We start from the raw sequence: 15,570 nt of genomic DNA on the forward strand, positions 1-15,570 counted from the left end.
CAATGAGGGATTCGCCTCGTGCGACGGCGAGACCTCGCGTCAATATCGCCCTGGGTGCGTTCTGCCATGTCAAAGCCCGCATGGCTTCACCGATTCCAGGAACGACACGGGACGCAACGGAGAGGAGGGCCTCCGGGGTCACATCCCTGGCAGCGAGCCCCGTTCCACCAGTCGTGAGGACCAAATGGCAGTCATCTTCATCTACCCATTGCTTTATCGTTCCGGCAATGATGTCTTGTTCATCAGGAACGATACCACGTTGCCGGACAATGCCGCCGATGTCGAGAATGAGTTCCTCAAGAGCCGGCCCTGCCGTGTCGATTCGCTCACCTCTGCTCCCCTTGTCGCTGATGGTGAGAACGCCGACAGAAAGAGGACGAAGCGGCGATAATTTCTGGGACAACGTCAAGAATCCCGAGCGGAGAATCTCCACTTCGCATGACGCCGGTGAACACTGCACTACTCGAAGAAAACATTCCTCTTCGTCATCCTCGGGTTTGAGAAACACGCCTTCTTCCATCTGAGGAAAACAAGAGAGAATCACATGTAAATCGTCTCCCTCGGCTGTCAAAGGATTTCCCGGAGGCAAAAGCACTATCTTTCCGGGAGATCCGTTGATTGCGGAGAGCCCTTTCGCATTCCGGTGAAGATAGACGACAAAAAAATCCTCAGAATGGCAAGGGCAAACAAGCCTGAGAATACGGGAAGAAGTCATCGGTCCACCTCACATTCGAAAAAACCGCTTTTTCCTCCACTTTTTCGAAGCAGGCGAATGCCCTCGATGCGAATGCCCTTGTCAATACCCTTGCACATGTCATACACGGTCAACGCCGCAAGAGAGACTGACGTCAATGCCTCCATTTCCACTCCCGTAGCCTCCCGCGCTTTTGCGGTGGCGATGATATGGATGGCTAGCTTTTCCCGGTCCATTTCGCAACGGACGGAAACAGCATCAAGATGGAGAGGATGACAAAGAGGGATCAACTCGGATGTTCGCTTGGCGCCTTGGATTCCCGCCAGTTCGGCGATTTGCAACACATCACCCTTTGCCACGGCATTGTTCTCGACTGCGTCATACACGTTCCTCGGAAGATGCACCCATCCCTCGGCGGTCGCCTCGCGTTTCGATGGGGCTTTTCCCTCGATATCCACCATTACGGGATGACCTTCCTTGTCAAGATGATTAAAAACCATGTTTATCCTCCAATACGCGACATGTGTCTTTCGCCATCAAGCAAATCTTTCCAACACCTTGGTTTTTCTTGTGCCACTCTCACGATCAGCTCTTTCACCGCATTTCGCTCTCGTGTTCGCAAAGGAAGAAAGAGAGAGGTTCCTTTTCGGCTGAACAGACAGGATCTGATTTCTCCGTCAGCGCTGAAACGGAGTCGATTACAGGTATCGCAAAAATGATGCGTCACTGCCGCGATGATCCCGATTCGCTGTGCCGTTTTCTCATGGCGGAGATACATTGCAGGCCCTTCGCTATGATCTTTTTTTTCGATGAAATGCCACATATCCGGCTCCGGGAGGCGCTGAAGGATTATTTCTGCCGGAAGAAAACGTCCTTCGCTCCAGACATCTCCATCCAAAGGCATGAACTCAATGAAACGCAGTAGAGCTCCTATCTCACGTGCATACTCCAAAAGAGGGAGGATTTCTCCATCGTTGAATCCCTGAATAAGGACCGTATTGATTTTTATTGAAATCCCCACAGAAGCCGCACGTGCGATTCCCCGAAAAACCTGCCGAAGATCTCCTCCCCGAGTGACGAAGGTGAACTTTTCCGGATCAAGCGTGTCCAAACTCACATTGACTCCTGAAAAACCTGCATCCACAAGAATTTCGGCGTACTTTTCCAAGAGAATCCCGTTGGTCGTCAGAGCAAAGCGCAGGTTCGGAAAGGTTGGTTTCAGCATCGCCAGGAAGGAAGCGATACCCTTGCGGACAAGAGGCTCTCCACCAGTAATGCGGATTTTTCTGATGCCCAGATCCTGGAGAATGTCTATGAGAAAGAGCACGTCCTCGTAGGTGAGGATATCGTCATGCGCAATCCAAGGTATCCCTTCTTCCGGCATGCAATAGCGACATCTGAGATTGCAACGGTCCGTGATGGAAAGCCGGGCGTAATCCAAACAGCGTCCCAGAGAACCGATCAGGCTGGCCATCGGTAGCCTCCAAGCAGTTCCACCCGATGCTTCCACTCGGAATTCTGAAGACAGACGAGAAGTATCTCTATGCCAGGATGCGAAAGATATTTTTCCGGGATAATCAATTCGTAGGGTTCTTCAGCAAGGGGAAGGAAATCCAGGCCAAATGCATCAGCGGCAGCCTTGATTCCAAGAGCGGCATCAGCAGATCCCGAGGCAACCCGAGAGGCTGCGTCGAGATGCGTCGTGCACACCACGCCATATCCCTTCACATTCTCCGGAGAAACACCTTTCTCTTGCAAAAGAGCGTCCAGCAGAACTCTTGTGCCCGCTCCAGGCTGGCGGTTGGCGATACGAACCGTTTCTCTCGAGAAATCCTCCACGGAAAAGATACCTTTCGGGTTGCTCCGGGGCACAAGGATTCCCTGCATCCGCCAGTAGATCAGCACACGTTTCCAGGCACCCTCCTGAAGGCGCCGTATGAACGGGGTATTGTACTCCCCCGTCTCCGGGTCGAGCAAATGACATGCTCCGACATGTCCTTCACCCCGGCGCAGTGCTGTGAGACCACCCAAGCTTCCCACCGAACGAATGACCATATCGCCCCCACGATCCCGCAACAAGGGGAGGAGGTGCTCCAACGCAGGATCATTCGATCCCTGAAAGAGAATTCTTGTTTTCCAGGAAATATCTTTCGTGAGAAAAACATTGACGAGGGCCTCCTTCGGGAGTTCAAACTGCTCCGGAGGAAGAAGCGTGAAACCATCCGCCTCGGCCATTGCCCACATGACGCTGGATCCGGAAGGCAAAGGAACGGCATAACGAGCCCCATCCAATTCGACACCTTTGACGCGTAGCCATTCCGCGATCCCCTGGGGAGAGGAATGGGGCATAAGGAGCTTCATAGGTTCAGGAACGGCCCGAAGAGCCTCCCGGAGAAGATCCCCTTCGGCGGGTACCTGACCGAACAAGAACCAACGGACGAGAGGATAGAGGATGCTCCAGGCGACCACGGCCGAGGACATGGGAAAACCTGGAAGGCAGAGGACCGGGGTGTCCTGCACCATGCCGAGAATGGCCGGGCGTCCCGGCTTCATGCGAAGCCCCTTGAAAAGGATCGTCCCCAACGATGCCAACACCGCTTCGGCATGATCTCTCTTGCCCTTCGCGGTTCCAGCACCTATCAACACAATGTCCGATCGTTTCACTCCATCGAGCACGGCCTCCTCAAGGCGGCCCCTGTCATCGGCGACAATCGGACAAATCGTGCAGGGAACTCCCCACTCACGGAGAAATCCGGCTATCATCGTGGAGTTGGTCTCGGCAACACGACCTGGAAGCGGCACGTCCTCCATTTTTTCCGGCGTTTCTATTTCATCACCGGTGGGAATCATGGTGACGACAGGTGGTTCCGAAAGAGGAAGGTCCAGAACGCCTGCGGCGAGGAACAACGCGGCGGACATGGGAGTTACTCGTTCACCCCTCTTGCCGATAATCTGCCCTCGCATGACGTCTTCCCCCACCGGGCGAACGTTGGCCCCCAGGGGGAGACTCTTGTAAATTCGAAGGGTACCATCGGAGAGAGGTGACGCATCCTCTACCATCAACACCGAATCGAATTCCTCGGGAACAGGATTGCCCGTGTTGACCCACAGGCACGACGTGGCGTCGATCTCCACAGGCGAGGAGGCACTCGCCCCCTTGGTCCTCGCGGCAGAAAGCGCATATCCATCGACGGCCGACGCCTGATAGTGGGGGACATTGCGCCTGGCCAGCACATCCTCTGCGAGGACGCGTCCCTGCGCATCCCGGCAAAGAGTCTTCACGACACGTCGACGCAGGTGCGGAAAGACTTCGCCGCACAATATTTCCATCGCTTCCGCCAAGGAAATATGTTCCCTCTGCCTTGATTCCTCGTGCCCAGGCTCTGCTCCGGATTTCATGGCAACCAAATTTCCACCACCTCTCCCCGCCGTGCCGTTTCCCGATTCTCCGGGAGGCGCACTAAGCCCTCCGCGCTGGAAAAGGAACCGACAAAACCGGATTTGCTCGCAATGGGATAAACAAGACCATCTTTCAGGAAAATCGGAAAAAACTCCTCCACACCTGTTCTGCCCACTATGTCATCTCCCAGAGAGAGAAAGAGCGTTCTTCGTGCCCGGTTCGAGACGCCGGCCAATGCGTCTAGTAAGGGAAGAAGAACGGCAAGCGCTACGACCGTACAGGAATGAGGATGCCCGGGAAGGCCCACGAGAAGTTTTTCTCTCTTTATATCCCCTGCAATAAGAGTTGGTTTTCCAGGGCTCATGTTGAGACCGCGCACGATCAAACCCGGCAAGGGGAAAGAGGCGAAGAGGTCGGAGCAGAGATCACGGCTGCTCACCGAGGAGCCTCCACTGAGGAGAAGAACCTGGCATTGCTCCAGTCCCTTCTCCACGGCATGGCGGAGAGAAGACTCATCGTCGCGCACAATTCCGAAATAGGAAACGGAAAAACCGTATTCCCGAAGAAGTGCCTGCAACATCCAGCCGTTGGCATCCCGAACAGCCCCAGGGGCAAGAGGAGCAGTTTCCGGAGAAACGATCTCGTCACCCGTACTGAGGATACCAATCCGAAGCACCTTGCACGGTACAGATACAATACCCAATGTCGCAAGAAGGCCCACTGTTCTATAGTCGATCCGCGTTCCCTCCTTGAGGACGACGTCTCCTGGAGCATATTCCTCGCCTTGAAGAAGAACGTTTTCGCTCTCCTGAAGGGAGCGACGGACTTCAAGAAGGGACGCGTTGCGATCTGTATCTTCGAGCATGATTACCGCATCATATCCCTTTGGCAATACCCCTCCCGTATAAATCCCCGCAGCGGTATAGGGAAGTCCCTCCTGCAACGGAAGCACACCCATAGGGACATCAAACCGCACGTCCAAAAAAACAGGTGAAGAGGATGAAGCGCCGATCACATCGGCGCTTCTCACCGCATATCCGTCCCGAAGGCTTCGGGAAAAAACGGGAGTCGCCTCCTGCGTACGAATGTCTTCGGCAAGAAGTTTCCCCAGAGAATTTTGCAGGGGAAGAAATTCACTCTCTATTTTCCAGGGAAAACCCAAGGATGCGGCAACTCTTTCCAGGGCCTCCTTCCGCGAGGACAACGCATGCACGAAACCCGCCATGCCGAATCGCTCCTTACAGTGATTTTGGAGAGACGTTCAATTCTGAGGAACGACATAGGTGGGATACCCAGACGCCTTCAGTTTTTTCTCCAGTTCGAGGGCTTCACCGCGGCTTTTCCCCGCGACGATCCGCACGCGATAATACAACACACCTTTGACATCTCCCTGAGCGACGAGCACCGTATATCCTTCTTTGCGTGCTTTGCCCGCCAGTTGTTCCGCCTGCCCCTTATCGGTAAAGGCGCCAATTTGAACAGTCCAGTTTCCGCTTGTGGGAGGCGGTATCGTTGTTGTTACCGGTTTTCCACTCCCCGGAACAGGTTTTGCCGGTACAGCAGTTTTCTCGACTGTCTGCTTTTGTCCATTCGTTTTTGTGGAAGGTGTAACGCCTGTGGCCTGTGACTGTCCGACAGGGATGGCGACAGGTCCATCTCCATTCTGTACGGAAGCAGTGTTGGAAGCAGAGGGATTGTCCAATTCTTCAGGCTGGAGAGAACGTGTGGGAGTTGCAGTGACGGAACGGGATACCTCGGGCTGATAAAGAGAACCGCCTTTCGACGTGGGCAGAAAGAACAGTTTCACTCCAATCACAAGAAGTCCCACGGCAATGATGCCGACGATGGGCAACATCAATTGCCCGAAAGCGAACATTGGACGCCTCATTTTATAACGCCTGCTCCTTCGTGCGTTCATCAAAGATTCACCTCCGAAATGATCGCACCGGAAAGGTTCTGGGAGCCGCTGCACACCTCATATAGAAAGAATCTTTCGCGTGCTTTCTCGTCTCCGGTACAAATCGGATTTCTGCCAAGGGCAGCTCACCAAAGGCACGTCGCACTAAAGCACTGTCAAAGGGAGAAGCTCTGGAGAAGGAGTCCCGAGAAAAGCCACAAACGGCGCCCGTTCTCTTTCTCCCCATTGGAGCAGACGTTCACTGTCCCCGCATGCGAGATGCGCGATGGTATATTCCAACACGGCCTCCCGGGCACTTCCGGGGCGAAACGTACACCCGCCCCGCCCTTTGACGCTCCGAATGGATCGTTCAACAAGTTGAAGTCGACGCTTCGCTTCCTTTTCTCCCACAAAAGGCTGCGCATTCCATGGCGTGAACGGTTTCGGCACAAACGTGTTCACGGAGAGCACGACATCAAGACGTAGTTTTCCTTGGATGATTTCGACCAGATCACCAATGGCTCGGAGATCCTCGTCGGTCTCTCCGGGAAGCCCTGTCATGAAATAAAGTTTCACCTTGCGGATTCCTGTTTTTTTTGCCATTTCAAGATTTCTGAGGAGAAGCGCATTATCGAAATGTTTTCCGCACTGTCGACGTAACGTATCGTTCGCAGCCTCGGGTGCCACGGTAATACTGGTATGACCACCCTTCACGAGAGCCTTTATCATCCCTTCCGTGAGATTGTCCACTCGGAGGGAAGCGAACGAAACTCCTTTGTTCCTTTCCGCCAAAGCGTTCAATAACGCATCCAAGTCATCATAATCTCCGGCCTCCGGGGTCACGAGCCCTACTCGTGCAACGTCGGGAGGGCAGGTTTCAAGGAAGTCCAGAAGCGTCTCCATCCTCCGCCGCCTCGGCTTCGAGTAACACACGGGAAGGGTGCAGTAGGAGCATTTCCTGAAGCATCCCCGCTGCAGCTCAAGCAGAAACGTCTCCCCGAACACGCTCTCCGGTGTCGTCCAGAGGCTGCTTCCGGGAAACATATTGAGATCGGGGACAGTGCTGCGCATGAGCGTAACGGCATTCCCGTTTCGCAACAACGGAACATGTACGGGCGGGACAAAAAAAGCCGGGCTGGAAGCTAACGCTCTCCAAAAGGACGACCTGTCTCCACTTCGGAGAAAACGCCTGGTTTCCTCCACCAAAAATGGAATGACCGTCTCGCCCTCGCCAAGAACGACAAAATCCGCCATGGCCGCAAAAGCCATTGGATTGATACCACAAAGAGCCCCTCCGACTCCGACGAGAGACCGGGATGACGCCATTCGATCCTCCCAACGGAGTGGTACGTTTCCCGCAACAAGAGCCTTGACGAAATGGAGGAGATCCGCCTCATAGGAAATACTTGCCGTAACGATTGGAAACGAATCAAGACTCCTTCGATTTTCCATAGAGAAAAAGGGGGCGGAGGTCCCAAAAAAACGCTCCACCCCCACTCCAAGCGATTTGAGCATCCTCACGACCAAATGCAAACCGAGATTCGCCATTCCCACCGAATAGGAGGCGGGGAAAAACAACGCCCAAAGAGGATCTCCCCCTTCTTTGAGAGGGATCAGGAGCCTTTCCCTTCCGGGCTGCAATTTTGAGAATGCCCTACTGCTCTTTTTCGTCTCTGTCGTCATTCGTCCCTTTCAAAAAAGCGAGGGGATGTTCTCTCACCGGAAAGCAAGAGACGCATCGTTATTTTGGATTCTTCCGTCGCCTCACGACGGAGGGGATGTCAAGATCGCTGCGTGGCATATCCTTGATGCGAAAGAGATCGTCCTCAAGGACCGAACGGACCTCCGATTCCTCCAGTTCAATGCGCCCCTTGCCTCGAGTGTTTTTCCCCGGCGCAATCCCTGTCGGAGCGCCACCAGTAGGTGAAAATCCCGTGGCAATGACCGTTATTTGTATCTTATCCTCCATCTGAGGATCAAGAACATGTCCCCAGATGATTGTCGCATCCTCATCGGCCGCCTCGGTGATAACCTGCGCAGCCTCCTGGACTTCGACGATGCCGAGATTGGGACCTCCTGTGACGTTAAACAGGATTCCCTTGGCTCCGTTCATGGGGTTCTCCATAAGGGGACTGTTGATGGCGGTACGGGCAGCCATGGCTGCTCTTCCGTCGCCATGTGCCTCTCCGATTCCCATGATCGCAGATCCTGCATTGCTCATGACGGTTCTCACATCGGCAAAATCAACATTGACAAGCCCGGGACGCAGAATAAGATCCGTCACACCCTGTACCGCCTGGCGCAAAACCTCGTCTGCAAGCTTAAAGGCCTCGGAAAGAGGCGTGTTTTTGTCTGCGATCTGCAAAAGCCTGTCGTTCGGAATAACAATGAGGGCATCGACTTTCTCTTTTAAAGTTTGAATGCCCGCCCCTGCGTGATTCGTTCGCCTTCGCCCTTCAAACGCAAAAGGACGAGTTACCACTGCAACGACGAGAGCACCGGATTCCTTCGCCGCCTCGGCAATGACAGGAGTGGCACCTGTTCCCGTGCCCCCCCCCATTCCTGCGGTGAGAAAGACCATATCCGCACCCTGAAGAAGTGCTTTGAGTTCATCGAGCGACTCTTTCGCCGCCTTAAAGCCAATTTCCGGATTCGCTCCTGCACCAAGACCTCTCGTGAGCTCAGTGCCAAGCGCAATCTTCGATTCGGCCTCTGACCTTTCAAGATGCGCCATGTCGGTATTGGCGGCAATGAACTCCACACCGGCGATACCGCTACGGATGATATGGTTGAGCGCATTATTCCCTCCACCACCGACACCAACGACCTTGATGACTTCGCGGTATTGCCGGTGCATTCTGTCAATCTCAAACATATCGCCAATGCCTGCCATTCCGCCAACCCCCTGTGACACGATCTGGTGGGTAAACCGCAACTCTTTAAAATAATTCTTTCAATGCTTTCTTTATGGAATCGATGATGCCGCGAAAAGATGTCCCGCCCTGAGATGATTTTTTCACCCCGGCACTTCGATTCGTCCGCTCACCTGAAACCGGCGCTCCGGGAACAGACAAAACCGGCTCCAGATACCGAAACGCGTTGCGCTCCTTTTCGAGCACATAACGGATGACACCTGCGGCCGCCGCATACTCCAAACCGTTTCTTCCCGGAGGCATGCGATGGATATCGAGCGGTTGAGCAATTCTCACAGGGAGATCCACTACCTGGGAGATGAATTGATCAATCCCGTCCGTCTTCGCAACTCCTCCTGTGAGGACAATGCCGGCGGGAAGCATGGTCACGCCGGATTCTGCGATTTCTTTGGCGACAAGTGTTCCGAAAAGTTCTTCAAGCCTGCAGGCGATGACATCCACAACCTCTTTAACCGTGCAGACGAACCGTTTGCCTCGATTTTCGAATTCCAACTCATCCACAAGCGATTCGGGATTCTCGTCGAGCGAAACTTCCCGCTTCACCGCTTCTGCCTTACTGATAGGAATCCGTAAGACGCAGGCCAAATCGTTGGTGATATGATCTCCACCGACGGGAATCACTGAGAGACGCTTCGGTTTTCCCTCGGCATACACGGCAACGCCCGTCGTGCCTCCTCCGACATCCACCACCGACGCTCCAGCCAGGGCCTCTTCATTCGTGAGAACTCCCAATGCACCGGCCAAAGGTTTGATGATCATTCCCTGAACGCGGAGTCCCGCCCTCTGCACGCAGGTAACCACGTTCTGCACCACCGCCGTGGGCAAGATGATGGACTGCAACTCCATCTCAAGCCGGACTCCCGTCATGCCGAGAGGATCGTCGATACCGCTGTGTCCATCAATCGAATATTCAACGGGAATTGTATGAAGAATGCACTGATTGGAAGCTACGTTCACCTCTGTTTGCGCAGCCTCAATGACGCGCTCGATATCCTGAATGGTCGTCTGCCGTGGAACACGACCAAGGGATATCATGCCCCGAGAACGAATGCTCGTCACGTCGCTTCCGCCAAAAGAGACCGTAGCTTCCGCGATGGGAAGACCGACCATGTTCTTCGCATCCTCAACGGCATGACGTACGGACTGCACCGCCTGCTCGAGATTGACAATAAGGCCTTTCCGAATACCCCTGGAAAGAGCCTGTCCAATCCCTATGATCTGAGCCTCACCGGACGTGCCGTCTCTTTCGGCGACAACGACCACAACCTTACTTGCTCCTATGTCCAGCCCCACAAGGAGCTCAGGCTCCGCGATCACGGCATCATCCGCTCCCTTCCCCGCTCTCTTCCATAAATGCGGGCGTCGTGTCATTCGTAGTTCTTCCTCACGACGATTTTATCATCATATGTGGCATCTACGAGATAGACGGCATCCTGCTGCGGCGTAAGGTCCCGCACGATAACATCCACCGCTCCCTTCAAATCCTCCCAACGCTGATCTCGGCCGTCCATCACCAGAAGAATACGCCGTCCTTCCAGTGTCATCCGAAGAGTGACGATTTCAGTACCGCTTCTCTTGTGTACTGCCCATTCTTCGAGAAGCGGAAACCATCCGATGAGCTGCAACGTCTTCTTCCAGCTTTCCAGCATTCCAAGAGGTAATCGCGACCGAAAAATTTGACGATCCTCAGGAACAACCGCCTGCGGTGACGGCATTTCTTCGCCCCACAACAACGCGGGCCCTGATGGTCGCCGAATGCCCTTTACGATGTTATTCTCCGGCAGATCTGTCGACCACAAAAGACCTTCCTCGTCCACATACCATTCTTTTCCCTGCCAACGAAGGACGAACCAAGGGGCCAGGGGACGGCACTTCCATTCGAAAAAGCCCCATCCGGTAAGGGAAATCCGCGTCCGAAGAGGGTACATGCTTTCCAGGTAATCCGCCATATGTTTCGCATGAAGCCAGAAAAGAAGCCAATTACGCTTTTCTGTATCGGGAATGAGCGACAATAACTCAACTTCTGAGATGCCTATTTGAAGCGACATGCGCAAACCGCGAAGGCGGAAAAACTGGAAGTGCTCCTCCGCAGCACAGGCAACCCCTCCCAAAAAAGCGACCAGGAGAAACCATAATTTAATCTTTTTCCAAGAAACCCCATTCATCTCCCAAGAATCGCACTTCTGGTTCCAAAAGAATGCCACAGGCCCGATAAACCCGACGGCGGCACTCTTCTACCAAGGTAACAATATCCGCTGCTCTGGCATTTCCTCTGTTCTCTATGAAATTCGCGTGGCGCACAGAAACTACTGCGTCGCCACATCTCATCCCTTTGCATCCTGCCCGATCAAGTAGCTTTCCAGCAAATTCACCGGGAGGATTCTTGAACACGCACCCTGCCGTTCTCACATTATGAGGCTGCCCTCGACGTAAATTCGCGTAATGAAGAAAATTCCTTCGTATCGTCTCCCGATCGCTCTTACGAAGAAGCATGCCGCACCGGGAAATCACACGCAACGAATCCGAAAGACCGCAAAAGCGATACGCCCAGACAATTTCTTTGCCCTCGTGGCGAACGCGTTCTCCGTCCGGTTCGACTGTCTCCACCCATTGAACGAGTTCACCAATGTAACGCTCTCGGGAACCCGCATTCCCCATAAGAGCCCCACCGATTGTACCTGGAATTCCCGTGAGAAACTCACTTCCGCTCAGCTCTTTTCGGCAGGATTCCCCCAGCCAGTGCGAGAGAGAAACTCCGGCACCCAGGACACATTCCACATACCCATTCCCTTTTTCCTCGAAAAGAACAGAATCAAGCCCTCGGGTGCAAAGGACAAGCCCCTCCAGCCCCTCGTCCGGAATAAGAACATTGCTTCCGCCTCCAAAAATCCACAGAGGAAATTCTTGTTTACTCCGGACCTTCAAAATCGAGGCAAGCAATTTTTCTTCTTTCGGGCAACAAAAAAATTCCGCCGCCCCGCCCACTTTCCATGTGGTATAGGCTCCGAGCTCTTCATTTCTGTGAAAGACGGCGCCGAACTCGCGCTCAAGCACCGACGACCATTGCATTCTCGAAGACTCCCTCCCGTAACGCTTGCAAGAGTCTCGGGCCGAGAAGGCATACATTCCCGGCACCTATGGTCAAAATGACATCACCGCTGCGAACAAGCGCAGTTATCTGTTTTTGCACATCCTTCATGTTTTGACAGAAATGACAGGCATGCCCCTCGCATTCCATCGCATCAGCGATGAGCACTGAGGAAACGCCATCCGTCTGTTCTTCATCCGCTGGATAGATGGGCAGGAGAAAGACTTCGTCTGCAAGAGGAAGAACTTTGGCAAAATCGCCGAACATGGCGGCTGTGCGGGTATATCGGTGAGGTTGAAATATCGCAATGAGGCGATGGCCTGGGAAAATACTCCGAACCGCCCGGAGAGTGGCCGCTATCTCGTTCGGGTGATGACCGTAATCGTCGTAGATCTGCACATCTCCGATACTTCCAACATACTGCAACCGTCGTTTGGCACCGCGAAAGACGCGCAGTGCCTTTTTCGTCACGGCAAAGGGAATCCCCAAAGTATCGGCAACTGCGCATGCGGAAAGGGCATTCAGAACATTATGCTCGCCCGAAAGCCCTAAAACGATATCTCCCATGGGAACTCCATTCTTATGCGCAATAAAGGAAACACCTCCGCCCTGTATATGGTGAACGTGCGTGGCTCCCCAATTCCATCCCTTTCCCCATCCGTACGTAAGAATGTTCTTTCCTTTCACGTGCGGAAGAATAGCCGCCACACCGGGATCCTCGGCACAAAGAACAGAAATGCCTTCTGGTTTGACATGCCCGAGAAAACGAACGAAAGCATCCTTGACACTGTCCAGATTCGGGTAGTGGTCCACATGATCCCAGTCAACATTCGTCACAACAGCCATCTGACAATGAAAAAGTTCAAAGGAACCGTCGCTTTCATCGAGTTCCGCCACCATGCAAGCTCCACCGCCGAGCTTCGCATTGCCTCCGATATCACAGAGCTCGCCTCCAATGGCGAGCGTAGGTGAGAGATCTGCCGTCTCGAGAATTAAGCCTATCATCGAAGATGTCGTTGTCTTGCCATGCGTACCCGCAATACCGATTCCTTGTCTTTCATTGAAAAGCATACTGAGAATTTCAGCTCTCCGCGCAACGGCAATACCGCGTTCCCGAGCCGTAAGCAGTTCGAGGTTCGTGGGGGCGATGGCGCTGCTATATACCAAAAGCTCCACGCCGTAATTTTCCAGATGGTCTGCGGAATGCCCGAGAGAAACAGGAATGCCTCTTTCGAGAACTCTCTCCACATACGACGTGGACGTCACATCACATCCGCTCACGGCAAACCCCATCTCGTGGAGAAGCCGAGCGAGACCACTCATTCCAGCACCACCAATGCCCATGAGGTGCACGTTATGAAGGCTCTTGAGCATGAGTCCTTGTCCTTCCATTCGGGACATCTCCCTTCATGGTCAACGCGATCACTTTTTCGTAAAGATGTTCACAAATTCTTTCTGATTCTGATGAAGTCGTATCATTGGAGGTTCCGGTTCGACCATGCATCGTTTTCACAACGTGAAGAAGCGCCGCGCCAAAGGCAGCCATGGATTCATTCTCCTGCCAGAGCACCCCTCCGCCGGCATCCACAAAGGCTCGAGCATTCCACAATTGATGCGCGTCACTGGCATGCACCCAAGGAACGACCACACAGGGAATACGTTGATCTTTCATTTCCGCTAGCGTGGATGCGCCTCCTCGAACAATAGCAGCAGTAGCAAGCGAGTAAAATGGCGACGGATCCCAACGCTGAGGAACAAAGACACAGTTCCCCACCACCTTCGGCAAGTTGTCGCCTTTCGTGACGAAAAGGAACGTCCATTCGCGAAAAGGGGGCAACTGAGCTATATTACGCACCAATTGCTCCAGTTTCCGGCTTCCCAGCGACCCTCCAAAAATGAGGATCGTCGGTCCCTCCCGAAAAACCACACCGCGCACAAGTGTATTCCATGCCTCGGAATTTTGCAAATGCCGAAACCGCCGCACTGGAACGCCGACACACGTGAAAAAATCTCTCGACAACGGACGACACGCAGACCACCCGCTTAGCACGGGAACCCGAAAAAAAGCCGCCAAGCGAGTGACTTTTCCCGCGTAGGCGTTCTGTTCATGAATCGCCACAGGGACACGGCATAGAAGAGCTGCGAGAAGCATGGGGAAACTCACATATCCACCAAAAAGCAACACCGCGCCGAAATGGCGCTCTTTGAGCAATTTTACGGATGTTCTTACCGCTCCTCCCAAAGCATACCATCTTTGAAGGAGGTTTGTCGCAGAGAAATCCAACGGTGAACCAACTATATTCAGAGAGAGATAGGGGACGCCGCACGCTTGAAAAATCTCTTGCTCCAGTTTCCGTTGTCCGGAGAGAAATACCGGCTGGTGTCCTCTGCAATGTCTTTCCATCCATCCCCCGAAAGCAATCGCGGGCCAGAGATGTCCCCCGGTTCCCCCGGAGACGAGAAGAAAAGGCACGCGCTCTTTCTCCACGTGCTGCGTCACGATCGGCTCTCCCTGGCCAGACGCAAAATAATGCCCGTCCGCATCCAGGCCATGACCAAGGCACTTCCTCCGTAGCTGACAAAGGGGAGTGGTATCCCCGTCAACGGGATAACCTTGGTGACACCCCCCACGTTGATGAGAAGAGGAAGCACGATGGAAAGCACCATTCCCCACAAGAGTGACCGTTCAAATCCCCACGGAAGGAGGATATATACGGACCAAGCCCTCCAAATCCACAGAAAGAACAGAAAGAGAACAAAAAGCGTACCGAGCAGCCCCAGTTCTTCTCCAATGGCAGCAAAGATAAAATCTGTATGTGCCGCCGGAAGGTACTGCAGCTTCTGAAGACCGTGCCCAACCCCCAAACCCCACAAATTTCCGTTGGCAAAGGCAATCAATCCTTGAATGACTTGAAATCCTGTGTTTAATGGATCAGACCAGGGATCAACAAGTGCAAGGATGCGGCGCATGCGATACCCTTTGAAAAGGATCAGAGGGGCAACTGCCAAGAGGGACAGCGCACCCGTACAAAGAGGATAAAACCAACCCCAAGCCTCAACGAAAAGCCCCATGGCCAGCGCGAGAAGGAGAAGAGTTCCTCCCATATCAGGCTGCAGAAGCACCAAGGGCAGAGTGAGAAGGACTATTCCCATGCAGCGTCGGAAAGCTTCGCTTCGCTCCTGTTCCTCTCCTGTGATTTTTTTCGCCACGTGAATCACGAGAGTGAAGGCAAGAAGTTCCGATGTCTGGATAGGCAATGGTCCGAGACGAAGCCACCTCCGAGCCCCACCGACAGTCACGCCGAGAGGAGTGAAAAGCGTAAGAAGCGCCAACATGAGCGCCAATATCCACAAGAGTCCGCTCGTTCTGTACCAAAATCCTACAGGAATGGCATATCCACAGACCATGGCACCCAAAGCGATGAGAAGCCAAACGAACTGTTTGGCTCCGAGAGCATAGGGGCTCCCATAAACATCAATGGCCGCCCCGCTGGACGAGGACGCGATCATCACGATCCCGACACCGCAAAGAAGCATCGGAATGAGCCACAGAAGAGG

At 53.7% G+C, this 15,570-nt stretch carries 14 protein-coding genes; all 14 read right to left on the bottom strand.

The window, feature by feature from the left end; genetic code table 11:
• Positions 1–544 (bottom strand): MogA/MoaB family molybdenum cofactor biosynthesis protein (locus Q1K49_RS04845; protein ID WP_300523426.1); only part of this gene is annotated, 544 nt, incomplete at its 3' end.
• A 167-nt stretch (positions 545–711) separates the two neighbouring features.
• Positions 712–1,194 (bottom strand): cyclic pyranopterin monophosphate synthase MoaC, encoded by a 483-nt coding sequence (moaC, locus tag Q1K49_RS04850; protein ID WP_300523429.1) that lies wholly within the window; start codon positions 1,192–1,194, stop codon positions 712–714.
• 2 nt (positions 1,195–1,196) lie between these two features.
• Positions 1,197–2,168: a GTP 3',8-cyclase MoaA gene (gene moaA / locus Q1K49_RS04855; RefSeq protein WP_300523431.1), complete on the bottom strand. Its 972-nt coding sequence runs from the start codon at positions 2,166–2,168 to the stop codon at positions 1,197–1,199.
• The gene (locus Q1K49_RS04860) at positions 2,156–4,036 is read right to left on the bottom strand and encodes a substrate-binding domain-containing protein (protein ID WP_300523434.1); all 1,881 of its coding nucleotides are present in this window, start codon (positions 4,034–4,036) and stop codon (positions 2,156–2,158) included. The genes moaA and Q1K49_RS04860 overlap by 13 nt, the downstream gene beginning before the upstream one ends.
• Positions 4,037–4,089: 53 nt before the next feature.
• Entirely contained in the window at positions 4,090–5,319 is a 1,230-nt protein-coding gene (locus tag Q1K49_RS04865; RefSeq protein ID WP_300523436.1) for a molybdopterin molybdotransferase MoeA, read from the bottom strand.
• A gap of 36 nt (positions 5,320–5,355) precedes the next feature.
• A complete protein-coding gene (locus Q1K49_RS04870; RefSeq protein ID WP_300523439.1) occupies positions 5,356–5,970 on the bottom strand; it encodes an SPOR domain-containing protein in 615 nt (204 codons plus the stop codon).
• A gap of 186 nt (positions 5,971–6,156) precedes the next feature.
• A complete protein-coding gene (locus Q1K49_RS04875; protein ID WP_366146038.1) occupies positions 6,157–7,674 on the bottom strand; it encodes a radical SAM protein in 1,518 nt (505 codons plus the stop codon).
• A 58-nt stretch (positions 7,675–7,732) separates the two neighbouring features.
• The gene (gene ftsZ / locus Q1K49_RS04880; protein WP_300523445.1) at positions 7,733–8,884 is read right to left on the bottom strand and encodes a cell division protein FtsZ; all 1,152 of its coding nucleotides are present in this window, start codon (positions 8,882–8,884) and stop codon (positions 7,733–7,735) included.
• A gap of 46 nt (positions 8,885–8,930) precedes the next feature.
• On the bottom strand, positions 8,931–10,295 hold the full coding sequence (gene ftsA / locus Q1K49_RS04885; RefSeq protein ID WP_300523448.1) for a cell division protein FtsA: 1,365 nt from the start codon (positions 10,293–10,295) through the stop codon (positions 8,931–8,933).
• Positions 10,292–11,089, bottom strand: coding sequence for a hypothetical protein (locus tag Q1K49_RS04890; RefSeq protein WP_300523451.1), 798 nt, complete (start codon positions 11,087–11,089; stop codon positions 10,292–10,294). Before Q1K49_RS04890 ends, ftsA begins: the two co-directional genes overlap by 4 nt.
• Positions 11,061–11,993: a UDP-N-acetylmuramate dehydrogenase gene (gene murB, locus Q1K49_RS04895; protein WP_300523454.1), complete on the bottom strand. Its 933-nt coding sequence runs from the start codon at positions 11,991–11,993 to the stop codon at positions 11,061–11,063. The genes Q1K49_RS04890 and murB overlap by 29 nt, the downstream gene beginning before the upstream one ends.
• A complete protein-coding gene (gene murC, locus Q1K49_RS04900; RefSeq protein ID WP_300523457.1) occupies positions 11,971–13,404 on the bottom strand; it encodes a UDP-N-acetylmuramate--L-alanine ligase in 1,434 nt (477 codons plus the stop codon). Before murC ends, murB begins: the two co-directional genes overlap by 23 nt.
• Positions 13,367–14,512 carry a UDP-N-acetylglucosamine--N-acetylmuramyl-(pentapeptide) pyrophosphoryl-undecaprenol N-acetylglucosamine transferase gene (locus Q1K49_RS04905; protein ID WP_300523459.1) on the bottom strand — a complete coding sequence of 382 codons (1,146 nt, stop codon included), beginning with the start codon at positions 14,510–14,512 and terminating at the stop codon, positions 13,367–13,369. The genes murC and Q1K49_RS04905 overlap by 38 nt, the downstream gene beginning before the upstream one ends.
• Positions 14,509–15,570: FtsW/RodA/SpoVE family cell cycle protein (locus tag Q1K49_RS04910; protein WP_300523462.1), on the bottom strand; the 1,062-nt coding region annotated here is incomplete at its 5' end. The genes Q1K49_RS04905 and Q1K49_RS04910, both read right to left, overlap by 4 nt.

The sequence above is a fragment of the Aminiphilus sp. genome (genome assembly GCF_029975095.1).
Taxonomy (GTDB): Bacteria; Synergistota; Synergistia; order Synergistales; family Aminiphilaceae; genus Aminiphilus.

What these genes read in the sequence shown, in the direction of transcription:
- moaC (WP_300523429.1), bottom strand. Translation starts at nt 1,194, where the DNA reads ATGGTTTTTAATCATCTTGACAAGGAAGGTCATCCCGTAATGGTGGAT.
- moaA (WP_300523431.1), bottom strand. Translation starts at nt 2,168, where the DNA reads ATGGCCAGCCTGATCGGTTCTCTGGGACGCTGTTTGGATTACGCCCGG.
- Q1K49_RS04865 (WP_300523436.1), bottom strand. Translation starts at nt 5,319, where the DNA reads ATGGCGGGTTTCGTGCATGCGTTGTCCTCGCGGAAGGAGGCCCTGGAA.
- Q1K49_RS04870 (WP_300523439.1), bottom strand. Translation starts at nt 5,970, where the DNA reads ATGTTCGCTTTCGGGCAATTGATGTTGCCCATCGTCGGCATCATTGCC.
- Q1K49_RS04875 (WP_366146038.1), bottom strand. Translation starts at nt 7,674, where the DNA reads ATGACGACAGAGACGAAAAAGAGCAGTAGGGCATTCTCAAAATTGCAG.
- ftsZ (WP_300523445.1), bottom strand. Translation starts at nt 8,884, where the DNA reads ATGGCAGGCATTGGCGATATGTTTGAGATTGACAGAATGCACCGGCAA.
- ftsA (WP_300523448.1), bottom strand. Translation starts at nt 10,295, where the DNA reads ATGACACGACGCCCGCATTTATGGAAGAGAGCGGGGAAGGGAGCGGAT.
- Q1K49_RS04890 (WP_300523451.1), bottom strand. Translation starts at nt 11,089, where the DNA reads ATGAATGGGGTTTCTTGGAAAAAGATTAAATTATGGTTTCTCCTGGTC.
- murB (WP_300523454.1), bottom strand. Translation starts at nt 11,993, where the DNA reads ATGCAATGGTCGTCGGTGCTTGAGCGCGAGTTCGGCGCCGTCTTTCAC.
- murC (WP_300523457.1), bottom strand. Translation starts at nt 13,404, where the DNA reads ATGGAAGGACAAGGACTCATGCTCAAGAGCCTTCATAACGTGCACCTC.